The following is a 19,973-nucleotide window of genomic DNA, read 5'->3' on the forward strand; positions in this document are numbered from 1 at the left end:
TCGCAACGCGCTACGAGCGCCGAACACTCCACTTTACTGGCGTCATCTACCTCGCTGCGATCCTGATCTGGCTACGATGAATGTCGATCGGTCCTAGGGTTCGGGCGGAGGCGGACTGCCTAGCGACATGCCGGCTTCGCACCTCAACTTGGTGGAGGCTCATCTCTTGCTGCTACGTTTCGCCCTGACCTATTAGGGCGCGCAGACGTAGAAGATTCGCTCTCCCTTCTCGTCGACCAATTGCCAGGGCTCCAGCGGGATGCCCGCTGGCGAACCCGCCCATTTGCCAGGCATTTTCTGCGGCTTCGTGGGAGGGTTTGGCTGCAGTTCGATTTCGACGTACTTTGTGCCTTCATCAGGGAAGATTTGGCGTACATTTGACACAGGCCGCCATCTTCGACCTACACCATGCGCCAACAATCTCCTGTTTTGTACCTGCTGCTGGGCCGGTCTTCAAATTGCTCAAAATTTTATCGTCCCCGCCGGATACCAGACTGATTCGAAGATTGCTGTCGCGATTCCAGCTTTCGGCGAGTTGGCCAATGGGCTGGGCGGAAAAAATCTACGCCGTCTACCAACGCGACTGGGCGCTTCTGGCACTCGAGCCAGACTTTCAACGCTTCTTGTGAAGCTTGGCTTCTCTTTACGTTCGGATCAAACTTGACCTTTATGCCTTCTGTCGTGATATCGAAATCAACGCCGACCGTAGCTTCGGTCGGAAGCAGTGAATTGCAAGCGTTTGGTGCAGGTGGTGGAGGCATCATCCACCAAACCGCAAATGCAGCAGCAGGACCAGCAGAAAGACTATCTGCACCCTTGCCTTAATCATTCCCCGCACCTCGGTTTAAGCCGGTACGGTGACCAGCTGGTCTTGAACATGACCCAAGCGCTGTCCGTGAAAACCTCGATGCACCCCGGCAGGATTCGTCCTCTGAGCCCAGCCGGGAATCTTTCCACTTCGACAGACGGGGGCGGGTTTTGTCGCAGATTTTCGTCCGATGAGGCAGATGAGAGAAGAGCCGGATCAAAGGCTTGGGCCAGGCGCTCAGCAATCTCACCGGAGCGCAGCGCCTCGGCGAGGCTTCTAACTGTGTTGGTGAGTTCATCGGCATTCGGCTGTGCAGACAACGCGACCGTTAGATAAACGAGCAAAGTGTCAGCGAGACGCTGAGGATTCCCAGCCACCGCTTGCAGTGCATTTACCGCCTGGAGTTCTGGGTTGGGGAAACTGACAGCACTTACGCCCGTCTGCTCCACCAGTTGCGCAGCGCGGTTCTCGCGCCCAAAGAAAACGTTGAGTCTATTGTGCACGAACCGTTCGATTCTGACGCCGAGCAACTGCTATTCCCTTCGCCCCTTGCCGGCACATTCGGGCAATTGCACTGATTTGCACTGAACGACGGATAAGGCCATACGATCAGCGCAGCTGCCAGGAATATTGGCAGACGGACTAGTGTGCGTGCTATGTTTCCCTCCCCAAGGATTTTCAATTATATCTTGCGCCGCTAATAAACGCAATCTTAACAAGAGCTGCCGCTGGTGGTTCCGTCATTCAGACGCTCTTGGAGTCGCCGCCTCACTTGATACGGACCAAGTATCGACAGTGTTTTAATACGCCTTTCGATTACAGTTTGATTAGTATCTCTATTTTTCTGATCGTTATTATACTATTACTTTAGAATGAGTTATGCCGCCATTGAGCCGTTTCCCTCGCGTACGCGCGTATATGGAGTGACAAAATCCGACCGGTCGCGGCGGTCGGAGCCGCACAACGAGAGGCGGGCACAGCCGATGTTTCTTCGAAACTGGATCAATCTCGGTCGGAAGCACTGGAAAGAGCACCTGGCCAATATGTATCGAGAACTGAAGAAGGCCGTGATGCTGGAACAGGCACTCGCGGAAGCTGCGGAGCTGACGTATCAGGCGGCGGGTCGAATCGAGCAGCAGAGCGTGCAGCCAGCGTGGCAGCAGGTTAGGGAGATATACTTGCTCCTGCCACCCGAGGCTTCGCAGAAGACGGACGAGAGCAGGTAGGCCTAGGCGCCTTCATTTCGGCCCTGGATGGGTCGATCAACTGTGGCGAAATTACGCGCGATGTCGCTGCAGTCAACAGGCGGCAGCCTGGAAAGATCGGGTTGCAGCAGTTGGCCTGAGACATATCGAGCAGCGCCACCAGTTGGCTGCTTCCGGACGGCCTTCACATTTCAGTCAAATTGGAGGCAATGTCGGAGACAAATTCCTCGACTGAGCCGTACCCTGCTGCACGAATTTCAGCACCGTCGCCCTGCGTCAACGACCGCGTCAAGTTCATCCAGTTGGGCTCGGGAGCGACGAAGCGGGTGTTTTCTGCTCCGTAAACGCCGCGTTCCGGCACGGATACATGCGCAACAAACGTAGGGAAGGGCTTTGGGAGGGCCGGGCCCAGCCAATCAATCTGCTCCAGCGAGCAGACCCCGTTTGCTGAACCGCCTCAAAAACGCTGGTGAGGCAGCCACTATCCCGTCGGGCCAAAGCCGTGCCGACAATGTAAGCGCTCGCCTTCACAACGTCCAATCCTCGGCCTGCGCAGCAGCTGCCCCAATCTCATTGTGAGCCTGCGGTCAAGTGTTGATGAGCCGCGATCAAGCCGTTCCGTTCGCGCGCGTATATGGAGTGACAAAATTGCGGCGCTTCAGCTTCCAGCCAGGTGCACAAGGACTGTCGCCTTGTAGGTACTAGCGTACGCGTGCCTCAGGGTCTTCCTCAACGGGCGCGATCGATTTGCCGCCGATTTCTTTGAGGAACAAACCGAGAGCGCAATCCTTGTCGACGTCGACCTTCACATTTCCTGGGGCGCGCCAATTCTCCGGCTTACGGTTGCGCAACCAAATCTCGCACGCCTTCACGTCCGGCGGGTAGTGCTCCATTGTCTCGAAACGGTGGACCTGCCCGTCCACGACAATGATCTTCTCCGTGTCGATCGTGTAGCCGACTGCGCGTTTATAGAGGCTTTCCTCGACACGTTTGTCGGCCAAGTCCTTGCCCATATCCAAAGCTTGACGAAACTCGGGGTAATTCAGCTTCCACCGGTGAATCGTTCTGATGTTCGCGTCAAAGGCCTGGGCGATCTCGAGGTCAGTGGCGCCCAACTCGCTCAGCGTCTTCGCTACGGCGACATTTCGGCAATCCCAAAGCGCTGGCCGGCCAGTGCCGCGACCGCGGCCGAGGGCGTCGGCGAAATCAGGATGCTCCGACTTCCACGCTTCCAGCGTGCGAACCGTGATGCCCATGGCTTCTGCGATTTCGTCGTCGGTGGGGCGAGAGGCGGAGAGCAATCTGGCGAGGCGAACGAAATGCGGTTGCCACCCAACGAACTCCGACACCTGACTCTTTGCCGCTGGCGACCTCGCTGGCTTTCGCCCGGTGCCTGGCTTAGCTGTCGCTTTCTTCGCCATCAGGCTGCCTCCTCTTGTCCGGAATTGTAGGAGGCAAGTTCTGCCTCGCGCTTGCGGCGGTAGGCCAATTGCTCGGGGTCGCGCTGACCTTCGACCGTGCCACTTCGATCTTGGTCGTATCGAAGTCGGCCGCTGCAGGCGCCCAAACTTCGTCAATGGCCCACAGGTGCACTGCGCAGATCGGCCAGCTGCGGCTTCTCGTTAGGCTGTTGAAAGTGTCGTGAGTGATCCCCTCAGCGATCCTGACATAGCCCTGCTCCGCAAGTTCCTGCGCCCTTTCCCGCTGCCTGACGCGCGGATCTCGGTACTCATGCGGCACCGGCAGAGTGAAATTCGCCGACTTCGAGCGCTCGCGCATCAGTGCATACTCTTTACGCACCATGTTTGCGAGCTCCGGCGGCCGCGGGCAATACGTGACTGGCTCAGGCCATAAGCCTTTGACAACCTTCGTGACGACCGACTGAACCCCCTGAAGCGGCAAACCTTCCAGCGCTACGAGGTAGAGGGCGAGGAGACTCTCAGGGTCTGTACCGCGAGGCATGGGTAGCGCGATGAATAACGGGCGCAGCACTGCTTCCCGACTCATGTTCGATCGTTCTTTGCTCATCGAAAAAGCTTGCTTTTGCATTCTGCTGTTCCAGTCGTTCGTCAATCACGTCCAAAATCGATCGTTCACGCTTCGACGTCGGTGGTGATCGCGGTTGCCGCCTGTTTTCGAGCCATTCGGGTTTTACCGAGAGCCATCCGGCAACGAGCATCTCGTCGGCCGCAGCATTTGGATCAGGGCAACGGGAAAGGTCTTTGGCCAGCATTTGGGCCGCACGTGCTGTCAGCGGCTTTCGAAGGCGCTGGCGATGAACGAGCACTGGCTCCGCATGGTCTTCGTCGAGGACCGCCAGCAATTCGGCTCGGGGCGTCGGCTTTGCGGGCGCGCGCTCCTCCGAACGATGTGAGGAGGGATTGGTGTCTGGTGGACTGGTGTCTTTTGTGTTTTGTTTTTGTTTCGGCGCACCGGCGTGCGGCGTTTCAGAAGCTGTTTCAGCGTTCTGATATTTGGCATAGTTAGAGATAGTTACGCATGTCTTTCCTGTTTCGGATGATGTTTCGATCATGTTCTGACTGGAAAGGAGCTCCAGAAACCGATGGACGCGCCGTGTAGACGCCCATCGCCATGCGACTTGCATTTCCCGGATGGCGATGAAGACGCTCCCTGCCTTCACCGTGACGACGCTGGCGCCAACGCGATGCACAGTGTCCTTCCAGGCGGCTCTGGAAATGAGCCACAGCCACGCCTCCCGCTCTGTGAAAGGCTCGGCGGCGAACACTTCGTGATCGAAGATGGAAGTCTGAACTCGTATCCAGCGGCTCATCGCATGCCCCTCCAGTCCGGAAGGTCGCAGGGCTCGGCAAAACGGAGAGACACTTTCCATCGCATGACCCAGCGTGGCCGCAGCGTAGCAACCCGGTACCGGATGTGGCCAAACCCGCTCTTTACGCCAGCCCGCGCTTGGCTCTGACGACTCCCACAAGGATCGATAGACAGGAGCGCGACAGTCATCGGACGTCTCCCAACAAGCCACGTTCGAACGCGATGAGGTCGCTCATCCGCCAACGTGTCGTACCAGGAGACAGTTCTACGGGCTTGGGAAACTGGGGGCGTTCCTTTGCCCACCGCCAGACGGTTTGCACGCTAACGGCAAAACGGCCTGCCACGTCGCGTACTGTCAGATAGCGTTCAGCCTCTTCAGAGGCCGGATTCGACGTGGCTCCGGCCCGCTTTGAGGGCGAGCCCAACCTTGTTCCAGAGGCACGCCCTGCCTCCGGACGCGGGAATCTGTCGGACGCGTCCCGCAGAGGCGTCACCGATGCCGCGCATGCTGCATCGTCGTGTGGTTTCCTGTAGGGAATTTTTGGGAGAAGTGAGTCTGTGCTTTCGCGAGACATGAGTCTTCCTCTCTCCGCCTACCGGCGGGGTTGAGAGCAAGCACTCATGCGCAAGCTGATATGAGCCGATGCTGAAGCGCATCGAATGGGGTGAGCTAAGTCGATTCGGGGGGCTCTGGCAATATGGGACCTGCGCTATTTTGCGTAAGCGCCGCTGGGCCGGCCTCGGCTAGGACGGCTTGCTCTACGCGCTCAACACCGCGCTGTTCGCGATCGGCTACCGGTCCGCTTCGAGCCTGACGGGAGAACGACATCGCTCGATGGGCCAATTGCGAGGATTTGATGGTAGCTCGAGCAATCGCCGAACGCTCGTCACACCTTCATTCACAAACATTAACCGAGCTGTGAGGCGGGCAGCCCGCCGTGGCAAATTCGACTACCCTAGGCAAGATCGCCACGAGAAATGGAAGCATCCCTTCGCCTCCCCTATTCCTCAAGGGTGGCGAACGAGCACGCACTATTGTCCGCTCAAATGAGCAGACTGCCACGGCATTCTCGTGATGGGCTAAATGATGGACCGTTAATGGCCGCTGACCAATATTACGGAAAAAACAATGACATAAGAGACAGATTGGCGGAGAGGGGGGGATTCGAACCCCCGATGGGCTTGCACCCATGCCGCATTTCGAGTGCGGTGCATTCAACCACTCTGCCACCTCTCCGCAGGTCTGGTTGGCGCTTGGTCAGCGCGGTCGGGTTCATAGCGGCAGATTTGCGCCCTGGCAAGGGGCCGTGAAAAGAATATCTTGCTTGGCCTCGCGTTTCGCCTTGACAGTTAGGAGCGATTCCCGTAATCCGCGCAATGAAGTGGTGTGGTCTGTCCGCACCGCGAAGGGTAAGAGTTTGTGCCCACCCACTGGTGGACGTCAAGGGTTCCGAGACGCTCCGCTCAATGCAACGACTGACAAAAAGACGGCCTTGCCTTTTCAGGTAAAGAGCCGGACCGAACATGAAAGGATAAAGAATGTTCGCAGTCATCAAGACCGGCGGTAAGCAGTACCGCGTGGCAGCCAACGACGTCATCACCATCGAAAAGCTGGAAGGCGTTGCAGGCGACAAGATTGAATTCACCGAGATCCTGATGGTCGGCGCCGGCGCCGATGCCACCATCGGTGCTCCGTTTGTCGAAGGTGCCGTTGTCAGCGCCGAAGTTGTGGAACAGGGCCGCGCCAGGAAGGTCATCGCCTTCAAGAAGCGCCGCCGCCAGAACTCCAAGCGTTCGCGCGGCCATCGCCAGCATCAGACGACCGTCCGCATCCTGGACATCGCTGCTGCCGGCGGCAAGGCGAAGAAGGCTTCGAAGAAGACCGAAGCCGCCGCTGAAGCCGCAAACTGAGTTCCGGGATCGAAGGTTTAAAGGAGAACACCAATGGCACACAAAAAAGCTGGCGGTTCGTCGCGCAACGGTCGCGATTCTGAGTCCAAGCGCCTTGGCGTGAAGAAGTTCGGCGGCGAAGCCGTCATCGCGGGCAACATCATCGTGCGCCAGCGCGGCACGAAGTGGCATGCGGGCGCCAATGTCGGCCTCGGCAAGGATCATACGATTTTTGCGCTTACGGCAGGCAACGTTGACTTCCGTACGAAGGCCAATGGCCGCGTGTACGTGTCTGTAATGCCGAAAGCGGAAGCAGCGGAATAAGCCGGTAGCGCTCTAAAACAGCCGGCGTCTCATCGACCCGGCTGACGCACCTGCAAGGTTCAAAGCCAGACTTCAAAGGGGAGATGGGGCGATACCCAACTCCCCTTTTCGCATGTCTGGAGGAAGAACCATGCAAACCGAGCTCTTGAGGGAAGACCAATCCCGGTCTCCCGAACAAAGGCTGAGGCCTCAGCGGTCAAGGACCGATTGCCCGATATTGTTATCGCCCCGGCTCGTTTTGCGCGCGCCCCACGAAGACGATATCGACGCCCTTGCCCATCTTGCCAACAACGCCAATATCGCCACCATGGTCTCGCGCATGCCGCACCCATACACCACGGCGGATGCGGCCGATTTCGTGCGACGCGCAAAAGCCGGCACGATTGGCAAGTGCGTCTACGCGATCACCAAGGCGGACAATGGCGCATTCTTGGGTTGCTGCGGAATCGAGCCGCATCCTGACGGCAAGACGGCCGAACTCGGCTACTGGCTCGGCGAGCCCTACTGGAACCAGGGCTACGCCACGGAAGCCGCGCAAGCGCTGACCGACATGGCCTTCCGCACCCGCGACATCGACCAGATCGATGCGCGCTGCCGGGTCATGAACATTGCCTCGCGGCGGGTCATCCAGAAGTGCGGCTTCCAGTTCCAGGGCTCCGGCATGGTCGACAGCCTGGCGCTCGGCGGCATGATGTCCGTCGAATGGTATCGGCTCGACCGCAAGACCTGGGTTTCGCTGAGAAGCTGGGGAGGCATGCGATGAACGCGCTCGTTCCCGAACGGTCGCGGGTCATCGTCCGCCCCGATCCCGGCCCCTCACCGGTCATCGAAACCAAGCGGCTCAGGCTCCGCCCGCACCGCCTTGGCGATGCGGAGGCGATCGCCCAGTCGCTCGGCGACTTCCAGGTCGCGCGCATGCTGGCGCGCGTCCCGGCGCCCTATGACCAACAGGATGCGCTCGACTGGTTGAACCGCCAGGCGGCCAACGTCCTGCCCGACTGGACGCTCGCCGTCACCACCGGCGACGATGTTCATATCGGCTGCGTCGGCATCGAGCTGAGAAACGGTCAGTGGCATGTCGGCTACTGGCTGAACCGCTTCTACTGGGGCAAGGGCCTGGCGAGCGAGGCCGTCCATGCCGCAGTCGAGCGCTTCTTCCGGCGCATGCCGGACACCGTGCTTCATTCGGGCGTCTTTGCCGACAATCCGGGCTCGCTGAGAGTCCAGGAGAAGCTCGGCTTCAAGATCACCGGCTGCAGCCAGATCTACGCGCTCGCCCGCAACGCGATGGTCGCGCATATCGAGACGCGGCTCACGGCGGCCGAGTTGCGTCGGCCGAACTGATGAAAAAACCCGCGAAGTATGAGCTTCGCGGGTCTTAAAACTATTGGAGCTCAATTCCGACGGGCAGGTGATCGGAGCCCGTCGCATCATAATCGGTCCAGGCGTCCTTCAGGCGAGGGACCAGGCCGGCACTGAGGAAGCAATAGTCGAGATGCATGCGCCGCTGACGATCGTCCGGATGAATCCAGCTATAGCTTTCCGGCGTCAGTCGGCCGATCTGGGCAAGCGCGTCGACCGGATTGGCGATGCGCAGCGAGCGCCCGTAAAAGGCGTCGCGCGTCCCGACCATCGCATTGTATTCGGGCGATTCCGGCACCATGTTGAAATCGCCCATCACGACGAAATCCTCTGGATGCGGCGGTTCGGCGAAGCCGAAATCGGAGGCACCCGAAATCGCGCCGCCTTCGAGCGGATAGTTGACGAGCCTTTGTTTCAGAAACTCGATCTGGCTGATGCGTTCGCCCGGAAGCACATGGTCGAGGTGGACGGAATAGACGCGCAAGGGTCCGGTCGGCGTCGCAATCAGCGCTTCCGTCGCACCGCGCTGCAGGTTCATCGGGCTGACCGTCCGCGTCCGTGGCAAGACGATCAGCCGTGTCGAAAGGATCGGCCAGCGCGACAGGATCATGTTGCCGAACTGGAAACGGCGGTTGACCGCGCGGCCGTTCTCGATTGCCGAGCCGACATCGATCTCGCAGGGCGCATGAAAGACAGAAAAGTAGCCTGGCAGCAGGTCTTCGAAAATCGAAACGAGGTCGGCATTGCCGTTGCGATGGAAGTTGCGCGTCACTTCCTGCAGAGCGATGATGTCGGCCTCGCGGAGAGAAGCGGCGATGCGCTCGGGGTCGAAACGGCCGTCGAGACCGATGCCGTATTGAATATTGTAGCTTGTAAACCGCACGATAGTCTTTGACCTCCAGGGTAACCGCCTATATCGATGGCGGCAAAACTAATGCATGTCGCGCAAAAGTGTGCAGCGGTTTTGCGATAACGACATGCGTGAAACCAATGGGCTAAAGCCTGGCGCGTTTTCACGCGACAGCCTTTAGCCGATACAGAAAACAGATGGCAGCCAGATGAAATTTCTCGACGAAGCAAAGGTCTATATCCGGTCCGGGGACGGCGGCGCAGGCGCGGTCTCCTTCCGTCGCGAGAAATTCATCGAGTTCGGCGGCCCGGATGGTGGCGACGGCGGCCGCGGCGGCGACGTCTGGGTCGAGGCCGTCAACGGTCTCAACACGCTGATCGACTTCCGCTACCAGCAGCACTTCAAGGCGAAGACCGGCACGCACGGCATGGGCCGCAACCGCACCGGCGCCGGCGGCGCCGACGTGACGCTGAAGGTGCCGGTCGGCACGCAGATCTTCGAGGAAGATAACGAGACGCTGATCGTCGACATGGTGGCCGAAGGCCAGCGTTATCGGCTCGCCGCCGGCGGCAATGGCGGCTTCGGCAACGCCCATTTCAAATCCTCCACCAACCAGGCGCCGAACTGGGCCAATCCGGGCCTCGAAGGCGAGGAAAAGACGATCTGGCTCCGGCTGAAGCTGATCGCGGATGCCGGCCTCGTCGGCCTGCCGAATGCCGGCAAGTCGACCTTTCTTGCCGCCTGCACCCGGGCCCGGCCGAAGATCGCCAACTATCCCTTCACAACGCTGCACCCCAACCTCGGCGTCGCGACCGTCGATGGCCAGGAGTTCATCCTTGCCGACATCCCGGGCCTGATCGAGGGCGCCCATGAGGGCGTCGGCATCGGCGACCGTTTCCTCGGCCATGTCGAGCGCACGCGCGTGCTCTTGCATCTCGTCTCGGCGCAGGAAGAAGATGTCGCCAAGGCCTACAAGACGGTGAAGCACGAGCTCGAGGCCTATGACGGCGGGCTGGAGGACAAGCCCGAAATCGTCGCGCTGGCGCAGATCGATGTGCTTGACGAGGACGAATTGAAGACCAAGGCCAAGGCGCTCGCCAAGGCCTGCGGCTCGCCGCCGCTATTGATTTCGGCGGTCACCAGCAAGGGCATGACCGAGGCGCTGCGGGCGCTTCGCAGCGTCATCGCCGCTGCCAAGGCCGGAGAAGAGAGCGCATAAGATGACAAAGACCCGCAAGCCGCTGCAAAAGTACCGCCGGGTCGTCATCAAGATCGGGTCGGCGCTGTTGGTCGATCGCAAATCCGGGCTGAAGAAGGCCTGGCTCGACGCCATGTGCGCCGACATCGCCGGATTGAAGGCAAAGGGCGTCGAGGTACTCGTCGTCTCTTCGGGCGCGATTGCGCTTGGGCGGACGGTGCTCGATCTTCCGGCCGGGGCGCTGAAGCTCGAGGAAAGTCAGGCGGCAGCGGCCGTCGGACAGATCGCCCTGGCGCGCGCCTGGTCGGAAAGCCTCTCGACCGGTCAGATCATTGCGGGCCAGGTCTTGCTGACGCTCGGCGATACGGAAGAGCGCCGCCGTTACCTCAATGCCCGGGCAACGATCAGCCAGTTGCTGAAGCTTGGCGCCGTGCCGATCATCAACGAGAACGATACGGTCGCCACCACCGAGATCCGCTACGGCGACAACGATCGGCTGGCCGCCCGGGTGGCGACGATGGTCGGCGCCGACCTGCTCGTGCTGCTCTCCGATATCGACGGCCTGTACACCGCCCCGCCGCATCTCGACCCCGACGCGCGCTTTCTCGAGACGATCGCCGAAATCACGCCGGAGATCGAGGCGATGGCCGGGGGTGCTGCCTCCGAGCTTTCGCGCGGCGGCATGCGCACCAAGATCGATGCCGGCAAGATCGCGACCACTGCCGGCTGCGCGATGATCATCGCCTCGGGCAAGCCGGAGCATCCGCTCGCCGCGATCGAATCCGGCGCGCGCTCCTCCTGGTTCGCGCCAGCCGGCTCGCCGGTGACGGCGCGCAAGACCTGGATCGCCGGGCAGCTTCTGCCGGCCGGCACGCTTACAATCGACGCCGGCGCCGAGACGGCGCTCCGCTCCGGCAAGAGCCTGCTGCCGGCCGGTGTCCGGCAGGTGACGGGCAGCTTCAGCCGTGGCGACACGATCGCGATCCTCGGCTCGTCGGGCCGCGAAATCGCCCGCGGCCTTGCCGGCTACGATGCCGACGAGGCGCGCCAGATCGCCGGCAAGAAATCGGCGGAGATCGCCGCGATCCTCGGCTATGCCGGCCGCGCGGCGATGGTGCACCGCGACGATCTGGTGATGACAGGCCCTGCCGGCGCGCGCCTGGACGATGGAAGAGACGAGAGGAAAGGCGAGCTTCATGCCTGACGCGGTCAATAACGGCGAGGACGTCAACAGCGTCATGCTGGAAATCGGCCGTCGCGCCAAGGCGGCAAGCCGGCCGCTCGCTGTTGCGAGTGCCGAGCGCAAGCACGCGGCCCTGATCGCCATGGCGGACGCCATCATCGGCAGGACGGACGAAATCCTTTCGGCCAATGCGGTCGATCTCGAAAACGCCGAAAAAACCGGTGTCGCCAAGGCCTTCATCGATCGTCTCACGCTCAACCGGGACCGCATCCGCGACATGGCCGACAGCATCCGCGCCATCGCCGCCTTCAAGGATCCGATCGGCGATGTAATTGCCGAATGGGACCGCCCCAATGGTCTGCATATCGAGCGCGTCCGCACGCCGCTCGGCGTGATCGGCGTGATCTACGAAAGCCGGCCCAACGTCACCGCGGACGCCGGCGCGCTATGCCTCAAGGCGGGCAATGCGGTGATCCTGCGCGGCGGCTCCGACAGCTTTCATTCGTCGCGGGCGATCCATGCCTGCCTGGTCGAGGGGCTGAAGGCCGCGGGCCTTCCGGAGCATGCAATCCAAATGGTGCCGGTCGCCGACCGCGCCGCCGTCGGCGCCATGCTCACCGGCCTCAACGGCGCGATCGACGTGATCGTGCCGCGCGGGGGGAAAAGCCTCGTCGCCCGCGTTCAGAACGAGGCGCGGGTGCCAGTCTTCGCGCATCTCGAAGGCCTCTGCCACATCTATGTCGATGCCTCTGCCGATCTCGACATGGCGAGGAAGATCGTCGTCAACGCCAAGATGCGCCGCACCGGTATTTGCGGCGCCGCCGAAACGTTGCTTATCGACCGCAGAGCGGCCGACCGGCTGGCAAAGCCGCTGCTTCGGGCGCTCGTTGACGCAGGCTGCGAAGTCAGGGTTGCGAACGAACTGGAAGCGCTGCTGCCGGGTCTGAAGCCCGCGACCAATGAGGATTGGGCGACCGAATATCTCGACGCGATCATTTCGGCGAAGCTGGTCGACGGCATTTCCGGCGCCATCGACCACATCAACACCTGGTCGTCGGCTCATACGGAAGCGGTCATCGCGGAAGATCCGGCCGTCGTGGAACGCTTCTTCTCGGAGATCGATTCCGCCATCCTCCTGCATAACGCCTCGACGCAGTTTGCCGACGGCGGCGAGTTCGGCATGGGCGGCGAGATCGGCATCGCCACCGGCAAGATGCATGCACGCGGACCCGTCGGCGTCGAGCAACTGACCTCGTTCAAGTACCGCGTGCGCGGCACGGGACAGGTGCGGTCCTGACGTGATCCCGCCTCGAGTGAACGCGCGCTATCTGCGCATGCCGCATGTCGAAAGCGGGATGACCGTCGGCCTCTTCGGCGGGTCGTTCAACCCGCCCCATGGCGGCCATCTCCTCGTCGCCGAAACGGCGTTGCGCAAGCTCGGCCTCGACCAGCTCTGGTGGATGGTGACGCCCGGCAACCCGCTGAAGAACCACGACGATCTCGCGCCGCTGGCGGACCGCATCGCACTCAGCGAGAAGGTCGCCTCCAATCCCCGCATCAAGGTCACGGCCTTTGAGAAGGCGCTCGGCCAGAGCTACACGGCGCGTACGCTCGAAATCGTGCGCGCACGCAACCGCGACGTCCGCTTCGTCTGGGTCATGGGGGCGGACAATCTCAAGAATTTCCACCGTTGGCAGAACTGGCGCAAGATAGTCTCGACCTTCCCGATCGCCGTTATCGACAGGCCGGGCTCGACGCTTGCCTATCTTTCCTCGCGCATGGCACGGACCTTCGACTATGCCCGCATCGACGAGGACGATGCTCTGGCGCTGGCCTTCCGCCGCGCGCCCGCATGGACATTCATTCACGGACCACGCTCGCCGCTCAGTTCCACGGCGCTTCGCTCTACAACGCCGCGCGTCTCGCCAGACGTGCAGAAATCGCTGTAGCTCTTCGAGTTGCTGCTGTTCTGATGCTTAAATCGGCTTCAGTTTAAGGGAACAAACCGTAGTGAAATCTGCGTGAATTCCCATGATTCATTTCTCGCGTCTTGAAACCCTCATGGTTTGATGCCTACATTTACGAACGGTTCGATCCTGATCATCGAATCGGAAGTGCCTGTTCTGTTCTTTTGGAAAGGAAAGACCCTGACAACAGTACACGCCAAGGGTTATGCGGCAACCGCGTACCCGCGCAGCACGGAACCAAGCGACGAAGCCGCTGTCCGTGCGCTTAACCTGGTCCTCGAAAGCCTAGAGGACTCGAAGGCAGAAAATATCGTCACCATCAACATTGCCGGAAAATCGGCGCTGGGAGACTTCATGGTCGTCGTCTCCGGGCGGTCGAACAGGCATGTGATGGCGATTGCCGACCACCTGATCACGGACCTGAAGGACGAAGGGTTTGGCAATTCCCGCGTCGAAGGCCTTGAAGGTGGCGACTGGGTGCTGATCGACACCGGCGATGTGATCGTTCACATCTTCCGGCCGGAGATCCGGGAGTTCTACAACATCGAAAAGATGTGGGCGGCCCCGGAAATCGAGGACGGTACCCTGCACTGAGACGCGCCGCCCGAGCCTGACCCACTACAGCGCCGCGCGTCCAATCGGACGCGCAAAGGACGCTGTAGCACTTTGGATTGCTGCATAATTTTGTCCTTAAATCGATCCCGATTTAAGGAATCAGGCAGCAGCCTCAGGACGGAGCGCCGGTGTCGAATGGAAATGCGGCTGTCATCGCCCGGCCGGGCTGATGGCAGCAAGAGTGGTTTTGCCAGTCGTTTCGCAAGATCGGTCTGGCACCGGTGGGGATGATCGGGTCGTGCGTATCGGACTTTTCGCAGTCGGCCGCCTGAAGGCGGGGCCGGAAAAGGACCTCGCGGGCCGTTATCTCGACCGCTTCGCCAAGGCGGGACCCGCGGTGGGGCTGGAGTTCGCCCGCGTCGTGGAAGTGAATGAGAGCCGCGCCGGAAACGCGGAGACGCGCAAGCGCGAAGAGGCCGCCCAGCTTGAAAAAGCGCTGGCTGACGGCAGCCTGCTCGTGCTGCTCGATGAACGCGGAAAGGCAATCGATTCAGAGGCCTTCGCCTCGCTAATCGGCTCATTCCGGGACAGCGGAAAGCGCGATCTGATGATCGCGATCGGCGGCGCCGATGGCCTGGACCCGGCGCTGCACGCGCGCGCTGACGCGATTCTCTGTCTTGGCAAGATGACCTGGCCGCACCAGCTCGTGCGCATCCTGATTGCCGAACAGCTTTACCGTGCCGTGACGATCCTTTCGGGCCATCCCTATCACCGCGCTTGATGAAACGCTTGCTTTTCACGGGCGCGATAACACGATTATGTGTTGGTTGGCCTGGCCAAATCAGATTAGGGTTTTCTTACCTATTTTTTAGAGAGACACATCGGGCCGGATGACGCGCCGAGAAAAAAGTGCCGATTTGAGATGGGCGGCGCGTCGGATTGGACGCGGTGCCGCGGCGTTGGCTGTTCTCCTGGGCGTAATCGCCCCCGCTGCTGCCCAGGACGGAACCGTCGCGGCTCCCGCCGGCACGCCGTCGAACGAACAGGGATCGCCAGACCCCGCCGCCGATCTGGCGCTGCGGCGCGACAGCACGCGCAGCGAGCTCGACGCGCTTTCCAAGACCATTACCCTGTCGCGCGAGCGCGCCGAAGCGCTTGAGCAGACGATCGCCGAGATCGACAAGAGCAATGAGGGGCTCCGCGCTGCGATCGTCGACTCGGCAAGCAAACGGCGTGGGCTCGAGCAGCAAATTGCCGACGGCGAGAAGAAGCTCAACGATCTGCGCGTCAAAGAGGACGTGGTGCGGCGGTCGCTCCGTGCCCGACGCGGCATACTTGCCGAAGTGCTTGCCGCCCTGCAGCGCATGGGGCGAAATCCGCCGCCGGCCATCCTCGTCACGCCGGAGGACGCACTCGCCTCCGTTCGCAGCGCAATCCTCCTTGGCGCCGTCGTGCCGGAGATGCGCGAGCAGACCGACAGTCTCGTCGCCGATCTGAAAGCCCTCGCCGACATTCGCAGCGGCATCGGAAAACAGCGCGAGGAATTGACGGCGGCGATGACGGCCAATCTCGAGGAAGAGCGTCGCATGTCGATGCTGGTCACCGAGAAGGAAAAGCTGCGGCAGCAGAATGCGAACGAACTTGCGGTCGAGCAGCGCAAGGCCCGGGAACTGGCCTCGCAGGCAACCAACCTCGAAGGATTGATTTCGTCGCTCGAGACCGAGATCTCCTCGGTGCGGGACGCGGCCGCGGCCGCTCGCGCCCAAGAAGAGGAGCGCCGGCGGATGAGCGAGGCCGAGCGCGAACAGGCCCGCGAAATCGCCCGCAACGCGGTGCCCGACAAAAACCGCATTGCGCCCGCATACGTATTTTCGGAGTTGCGGGAGAGGCTTGCCTATCCCGTCGCGGGGTCAATCCTGCGGCAGTTTGGCGATGCAGACGGCACCGGGCACTCGCTGCAGGGCATCATGCTGGAAACCAATGCAGGCGCGCTGGTGACAACGCCGGCGGATGGGTGGATCGTCTACGCCGGAAATTTCCGCAGCTACGGGCAGATGATCATTCTCAATCCCGGCGATGGGTACCATATCGTTCTGTCGGGAATGGAAAATGTCAGTGTCCGGCCGGGACAGTTCGTCGTGGCTGGGGAGCCCTTGGCGACGATGGGTGCAAAAAGAGTGGCGAGTGCGGCGGCCTTGGCGCTGGAAACTGACAGGCCGACGCTTTACATTGAATTCCGAAAAGACGGAAAACCGGTCGATTCCCGACCGTGGTGGTCCGCAGCAGAGGTTGGAAAGGCGCGAAATGATACGTAGAGCTTCACTTGTTCTGGTCGGGGCGCTGATGGGTGCGACGGCGATGGGCGTCGTCTACTCGGCTACCATTCCGGCCGTGGCAGCCAATTCGTCGACGTACCGCGAACTGGCGATTTTCGGCGACGTTTTCGAGCGCGTGCGGGCGCAGTATGTGACGCCCCCGCAGGATGACAAACTGATCGAGAATGCCATCAACGGCATGCTCGCCTCTCTCGACCCGCATTCGAGCTACATGAACTCGACGGACGCCGAGGATATGCGCACCCAGACGCGCGGCGAATTCGGCGGCCTCGGCATCGAAGTGACGATGGAAGACGATCTCGTCAAGGTGACGAGCCCGATCGACGACACGCCCGCTGCGCGCGCCGGCGTGCTTGCCGGCGACTTCATCTCGAAGATCGACGGCCAGGACGTTCGCGGGCTGAAGCTCGAGGAAGCTGTCGACAAGATGCGCGGCGCCGTCGGCACGCCGATCAAGCTCACCATCCTGCGCAAGGGCGCCGAAAAGCCGATCGAGCTGACGATCGTGCGCGACGTGATCGCGGTCCGTGCCGTGAAATACCGCACCGAAGGCGACGTCGGCTATCTGCGCGTCATCTCCTTCACCGAGAAGACCTTCGACGACCTGAAGAAGGGTATCGAGAAGGTCAAGGCGGACGTTCCGGCGGACAAGCTGAAGGGCTACGTGCTTGACCTGCGCCTCAATCCGGGCGGTCTGCTCGACCAGGCGATCAATGTTTCTGACGCCTTCCTCGAGCGCGGCGAGGTCGTGTCGACCCGCGGCCGCAACCCGGACGAGACCCGCCGCTTCAATGCGACGCCGGGTGATCTCACCGATGGCAAGCCGGTCATCGTGCTCGTCAACGGCGGCTCGGCATCGGCATCGGAAATCGTTGCCGGTGCGCTCCAGGATCTGAAGCGCGCCACGGTCCTCGGCACGAGGTCGTTCGGCAAGGGTTCGGTCCAGACGATCATTCCGCTTGGCGATGCCGGCGCGCTGCGCCTGACGACGGCGCTCTACTACACGCCCTCCGGCAAATCGATCCAGGGCACCGGCATCTCGCCGGACGTCAAGGTCGAGCAGCCGCTGCCGCCGGAGCTTCTGGGCAAGGTGGAAGCGCAGGGCGAATCCGACCTGCGCGGCCACATCAAGGGCCAGAACGAGGACGATGAGGGTTCCGGCTCGGTGGCCTATGTCCCGCCGGAAGCCAAGGACGATATTCAGCTCAATTACGCGCTCGATCTCTTGCGCGGCAAGAAGACGGATCCGTCCTTCCCGGCCAATCCGGAGCAGGCCGAGCTCAAGAAGTAAGCCAAGCAAGATCGAGAAATTCGTCAACATGGGCGCCGGGCTGTTCAACCCGGCGCCTTTATATTATGCAACGGTAATAGCCAGCGAGAATCTGATGATTCTTCGTGAGCGGCATTCCATCACCGGTAATTTCCTTCAGGTCGACCGAGGCTCCGTTTGGGAACTGATCTCAATGCCCCACTTGGCCAGAACCGGAAGGTGAGGCCCGCGCGTCGGCGCGACTTCCGCAGTTCCCTCGGCTATACACTGATCAGCCTCGGTGCAGCCACCGTCGTCGGCCTTTCCGCCTGGAGCGCCCTATCGCCCGACGGGCTCACCCATGCGCCCGAGGCGCCGGAACTCGCCTCGAAAGGCACAGCATCGGCTGGAGAGACACCCGCAACGGCTGGCAAGGCTGATGCCGCAGGAAGGCGGAAAAGTCCTCTTCGCCCGGACGGCGCACTTTCCGGCGCCCATGTCGAAGAGATGCTGACCAACGACGGGGCGACGGTCACGAAATACACGCCGCGATCGCGCGAAAGCGACGGCCCGGCATTCATCAATGTCGGCGCCGTTCGCGGCCAGGATCCGCGGATGGCGGCGCTGCCGAACGAGGACCTGCTGGAGGACAGCCCGCAGGGCCGACTGCCGATCACCGGTCCTGATGGGCTTAGGCCGATGGATCAGTATGCGCGCCCATGGTCCGGCGCGCGAGGCACCCGCATTGCGCTTGTCTTGGGCGGGCTCGGCCTCAGCCAGACCGGAACGCAGCGGGCGATCCGAGACCTGCCGCCGGAGGTGACGTTTGCCTTTGCCGCCGCCGGCAACAGCTTGCAGCGCTGGATGCAGGACGCGCGACGCGACGGCCATGAGATCCTGCTGCAGATTCCGATGGAGCCATTCGACTATCCCGACAATGATCCGGGCCCGCACGCGCTCCGCGTTTCATTGAGCGCCACGAAGAACCTCGCCGAACTGCACCGGAGCATGGGCCAGATCACCAACTATACCGGCATCATGAACTATCTCGGCGGACGCTTCCTCTCCGACGCCGATGCGCTGGAGCCGGTGATGCGCGACCTCGGCAAGCGCGGCTTGCTCTTTCTCGACGACGGCACATCGGCGCAATCGCTCTCGGGCACTTTGGCCGGCGCCTTCGACGTTCCGCATGGTTTTGCCGATGTCATCGTCGACAGCGAACTCAGCCGCGGCGCGATCCTGCGCAAGCTCGACGAACTGGAGCGCGTCGCAAGGCGCAATGGCACGGCGATCGGCGTCGCCTCCGTCTTCGAGGAAAGCGTGGCGGCAATCTCCGAATGGATGCAGGAGGCCGGCGGACGCGGCATCGAATTCGTCGGCGTTTCGGCGCTCGTCAAGGATCCGCAACAAAAGTGAGATAAGCGGGGCGAAACAGGGAGCGATCTCCAATCGGGCCGCCGTATCGCTACGGCATTGCATCGGGTCATGCGGGCTGGCAACGCCTACAGCGCCGCGCGTCTTATCAGACGCGCCAAGGACGCTGTAGCCCTTTGAATTGCTGCATGTTTTTGTCTTTAAGTCGACGACGATTTAAGGAAACATGCAGTAGGGACGAGAGAAGGGAAATCAGTATGAGCAAGGACAAAAGCAAGGTCGTGAAGGCGGAAGACCTGCCCTACCGGCCCTGCGTCGGCGTCATGGTCCTGAACCGAGAAGGCCTCGTCTGGGCCGGGCATCGGATCGCCGTCGGCAATTCGGAATATGATGGCTCGCCGCAACAGTGGCAGATGCCACAGGGCGGGATCGACAAGGGCGAGGATCCGCTCAAGGCCGCTTACCGCGAACTCTACGAGGAAACCGGCATTCGCTCGGTTTCGCTGCTTGCCGAGGCGCCGAACTGGATCAACTACGATCTACCGCCGCAATTGATCGGGATCGGCCTCAAAGGCAAGTATCGCGGGCAGACACAGCGCTGGTATGCCTTCCGCTTCGAAGGCGAGGAAAGCGAAATCGCCATCAATCCGCCACCCGGCGGCCACGATCCGGAATTCGACGCGTGGGAGTGGAAGTCGATGCACGAATTGCCGCATCTGATCGTGCCCTTCAAGCGCAAGGTCTATGAAGAGGTCGTTGCGACCTTTTCCCGTCTGGTGCGCTAATGCATGTCGCCCAAAAGTGTGCAGCGGTTTTGGGACAACGACATGCATGAAAGCAAAGACCCAAGCGCGTCGCATGAGGCCGTTTGAACGCGACGCG

At 61.4% G+C, this 19,973-nt stretch carries 20 protein-coding genes and 1 tRNA gene; 15 read left to right on the top strand and 6 right to left on the bottom strand.

The genetic code is table 11. The annotated features are described in order from the left end of the window. Positions 1 to 825: 825 nt before the first annotated feature. Positions 826 to 1,338, bottom strand: coding sequence for a hypothetical protein (locus tag QN222_RS15145; RefSeq protein ID WP_283964076.1), 513 nt, complete (start codon positions 1,336 to 1,338; stop codon positions 826 to 828). A gap of 453 nt (positions 1,339 to 1,791) precedes the next feature. Between QN222_RS15145 and QN222_RS15150 the strand changes: the two genes are divergently transcribed. Further along, positions 1,792 to 2,034, top strand: coding sequence for a hypothetical protein (locus tag QN222_RS15150; protein ID WP_283964075.1), 243 nt, complete (start codon positions 1,792 to 1,794; stop codon positions 2,032 to 2,034). A gap of 680 nt (positions 2,035 to 2,714) precedes the next feature. Here the strand turns inward: QN222_RS15150 and QN222_RS15155 are convergent. The 4 genes from QN222_RS15155 to QN222_RS15170 form a co-directional block, all read right to left on the bottom strand. Beyond that, positions 2,715 to 3,434 (bottom strand): hypothetical protein, encoded by a 720-nt coding sequence (locus tag QN222_RS15155; protein WP_283964074.1) that lies wholly within the window; start codon positions 3,432 to 3,434, stop codon positions 2,715 to 2,717. Further along, entirely contained in the window at positions 3,412 to 3,816 is a 405-nt protein-coding gene (locus tag QN222_RS15160; protein WP_283964073.1) for a hypothetical protein, read from the bottom strand. The genes QN222_RS15155 and QN222_RS15160 overlap by 23 nt, the downstream gene beginning before the upstream one ends. Before the next feature lie 136 nt (positions 3,817 to 3,952). Beyond that, entirely contained in the window at positions 3,953 to 4,804 is an 852-nt protein-coding gene (locus QN222_RS15165; RefSeq protein WP_283964072.1) for a hypothetical protein, read from the bottom strand. Between the two features lie 1,146 nt (positions 4,805 to 5,950). Then, positions 5,951 to 6,040, bottom strand: a tRNA-Ser gene (locus tag QN222_RS15170). Between the two features lie 302 nt (positions 6,041 to 6,342). Here QN222_RS15170 and rplU point away from each other — a divergent pair. From rplU to QN222_RS15190, 4 genes are all read left to right on the top strand, one after another. After that, a complete protein-coding gene (gene rplU / locus QN222_RS15175; RefSeq protein WP_283964071.1) occupies positions 6,343 to 6,714 on the top strand; it encodes a 50S ribosomal protein L21 in 372 nt (123 codons plus the stop codon). A 33-nt stretch (positions 6,715 to 6,747) separates the two neighbouring features. Next, positions 6,748 to 7,017 carry a 50S ribosomal protein L27 gene (rpmA, locus tag QN222_RS15180; protein ID WP_012709652.1) on the top strand — a complete coding sequence of 90 codons (270 nt, stop codon included), beginning with the start codon at positions 6,748 to 6,750 and terminating at the stop codon, positions 7,015 to 7,017. 130 nt (positions 7,018 to 7,147) lie between these two features. Beyond that, positions 7,148 to 7,780: a GNAT family N-acetyltransferase gene (locus QN222_RS15185; RefSeq protein WP_173508771.1), complete on the top strand. Its 633-nt coding sequence runs from the start codon at positions 7,148 to 7,150 to the stop codon at positions 7,778 to 7,780. Beyond that, positions 7,777 to 8,361, top strand: a complete 585-nt coding sequence (locus QN222_RS15190) for a GNAT family N-acetyltransferase (protein WP_283964070.1) — start codon at positions 7,777 to 7,779, stop codon at positions 8,359 to 8,361. Before QN222_RS15185 ends, QN222_RS15190 begins: the two co-directional genes overlap by 4 nt. 40 nt (positions 8,362 to 8,401) lie before the next feature. Here the strand turns inward: QN222_RS15190 and QN222_RS15195 are convergent, their stop codons facing one another. Continuing rightward, positions 8,402 to 9,262, bottom strand: a complete 861-nt coding sequence (locus QN222_RS15195; RefSeq protein WP_283964069.1) for an endonuclease/exonuclease/phosphatase family protein — start codon at positions 9,260 to 9,262, stop codon at positions 8,402 to 8,404. Between the two features lie 175 nt (positions 9,263 to 9,437). Here QN222_RS15195 and obgE point away from each other — a divergent pair, with 175 nt between their 5' ends. The 10 genes from obgE to QN222_RS15245 all read left to right on the top strand — a co-directional run bounded on the left by obgE (position 9,438) and on the right by QN222_RS15245 (position 19,876). Next, positions 9,438 to 10,448 carry a GTPase ObgE gene (obgE, locus tag QN222_RS15200; RefSeq protein ID WP_283964068.1) on the top strand — a complete coding sequence of 337 codons (1,011 nt, stop codon included), beginning with the start codon at positions 9,438 to 9,440 and terminating at the stop codon, positions 10,446 to 10,448. A gap of 1 nt (position 10,449) precedes the next feature. Continuing rightward, positions 10,450 to 11,631: a glutamate 5-kinase gene (gene proB, locus QN222_RS15205; RefSeq protein WP_283964067.1), complete on the top strand. Its 1,182-nt coding sequence runs from the start codon at positions 10,450 to 10,452 to the stop codon at positions 11,629 to 11,631. Continuing rightward, the gene (locus QN222_RS15210; RefSeq protein WP_283964066.1) at positions 11,624 to 12,907 is read left to right on the top strand and encodes a glutamate-5-semialdehyde dehydrogenase; all 1,284 of its coding nucleotides are present in this window, start codon (positions 11,624 to 11,626) and stop codon (positions 12,905 to 12,907) included. Before proB ends, QN222_RS15210 begins: the two co-directional genes overlap by 8 nt. Positions 12,908 to 12,923: 16 nt before the next feature. Next, entirely contained in the window at positions 12,924 to 13,559 is a 636-nt protein-coding gene (locus QN222_RS15215; RefSeq protein WP_283964079.1) for a nicotinate-nucleotide adenylyltransferase, read from the top strand. A gap of 120 nt (positions 13,560 to 13,679) precedes the next feature. Next, positions 13,680 to 14,171 carry a ribosome silencing factor gene (rsfS, locus tag QN222_RS15220; RefSeq protein ID WP_283964065.1) on the top strand — a complete coding sequence of 164 codons (492 nt, stop codon included), beginning with the start codon at positions 13,680 to 13,682 and terminating at the stop codon, positions 14,169 to 14,171. Positions 14,172 to 14,430: 259 nt separating this feature from the next. Further along, complete coding sequence (rlmH, locus tag QN222_RS15225) at positions 14,431 to 14,913, top strand: 23S rRNA (pseudouridine(1915)-N(3))-methyltransferase RlmH (RefSeq protein WP_283964064.1); 483 nt, start codon at positions 14,431 to 14,433, stop codon at positions 14,911 to 14,913. 109 nt (positions 14,914 to 15,022) lie between these two features. Then, positions 15,023 to 16,447: a murein hydrolase activator EnvC gene (locus tag QN222_RS15230; RefSeq protein ID WP_283964063.1), complete on the top strand. Its 1,425-nt coding sequence runs from the start codon at positions 15,023 to 15,025 to the stop codon at positions 16,445 to 16,447. Further along, the gene (locus tag QN222_RS15235) at positions 16,437 to 17,759 is read left to right on the top strand and encodes a S41 family peptidase (protein ID WP_283964062.1); all 1,323 of its coding nucleotides are present in this window, start codon (positions 16,437 to 16,439) and stop codon (positions 17,757 to 17,759) included. The genes QN222_RS15230 and QN222_RS15235 overlap by 11 nt, the downstream gene beginning before the upstream one ends. A gap of 156 nt (positions 17,760 to 17,915) precedes the next feature. Beyond that, positions 17,916 to 19,133: a divergent polysaccharide deacetylase family protein gene (locus QN222_RS15240; RefSeq protein ID WP_283964061.1), complete on the top strand. Its 1,218-nt coding sequence runs from the start codon at positions 17,916 to 17,918 to the stop codon at positions 19,131 to 19,133. A gap of 215 nt (positions 19,134 to 19,348) precedes the next feature. Continuing rightward, entirely contained in the window at positions 19,349 to 19,876 is a 528-nt protein-coding gene (locus tag QN222_RS15245) for an RNA pyrophosphohydrolase (RefSeq protein WP_283964060.1), read from the top strand. Positions 19,877 to 19,973: the final 97 nt, after the last annotated feature.

The organism is Sinorhizobium sp. 6-70 (assembly GCF_030124375.1).
Taxonomy (GTDB): Bacteria; Pseudomonadota; Alphaproteobacteria; order Rhizobiales; family Rhizobiaceae; genus Sinorhizobium.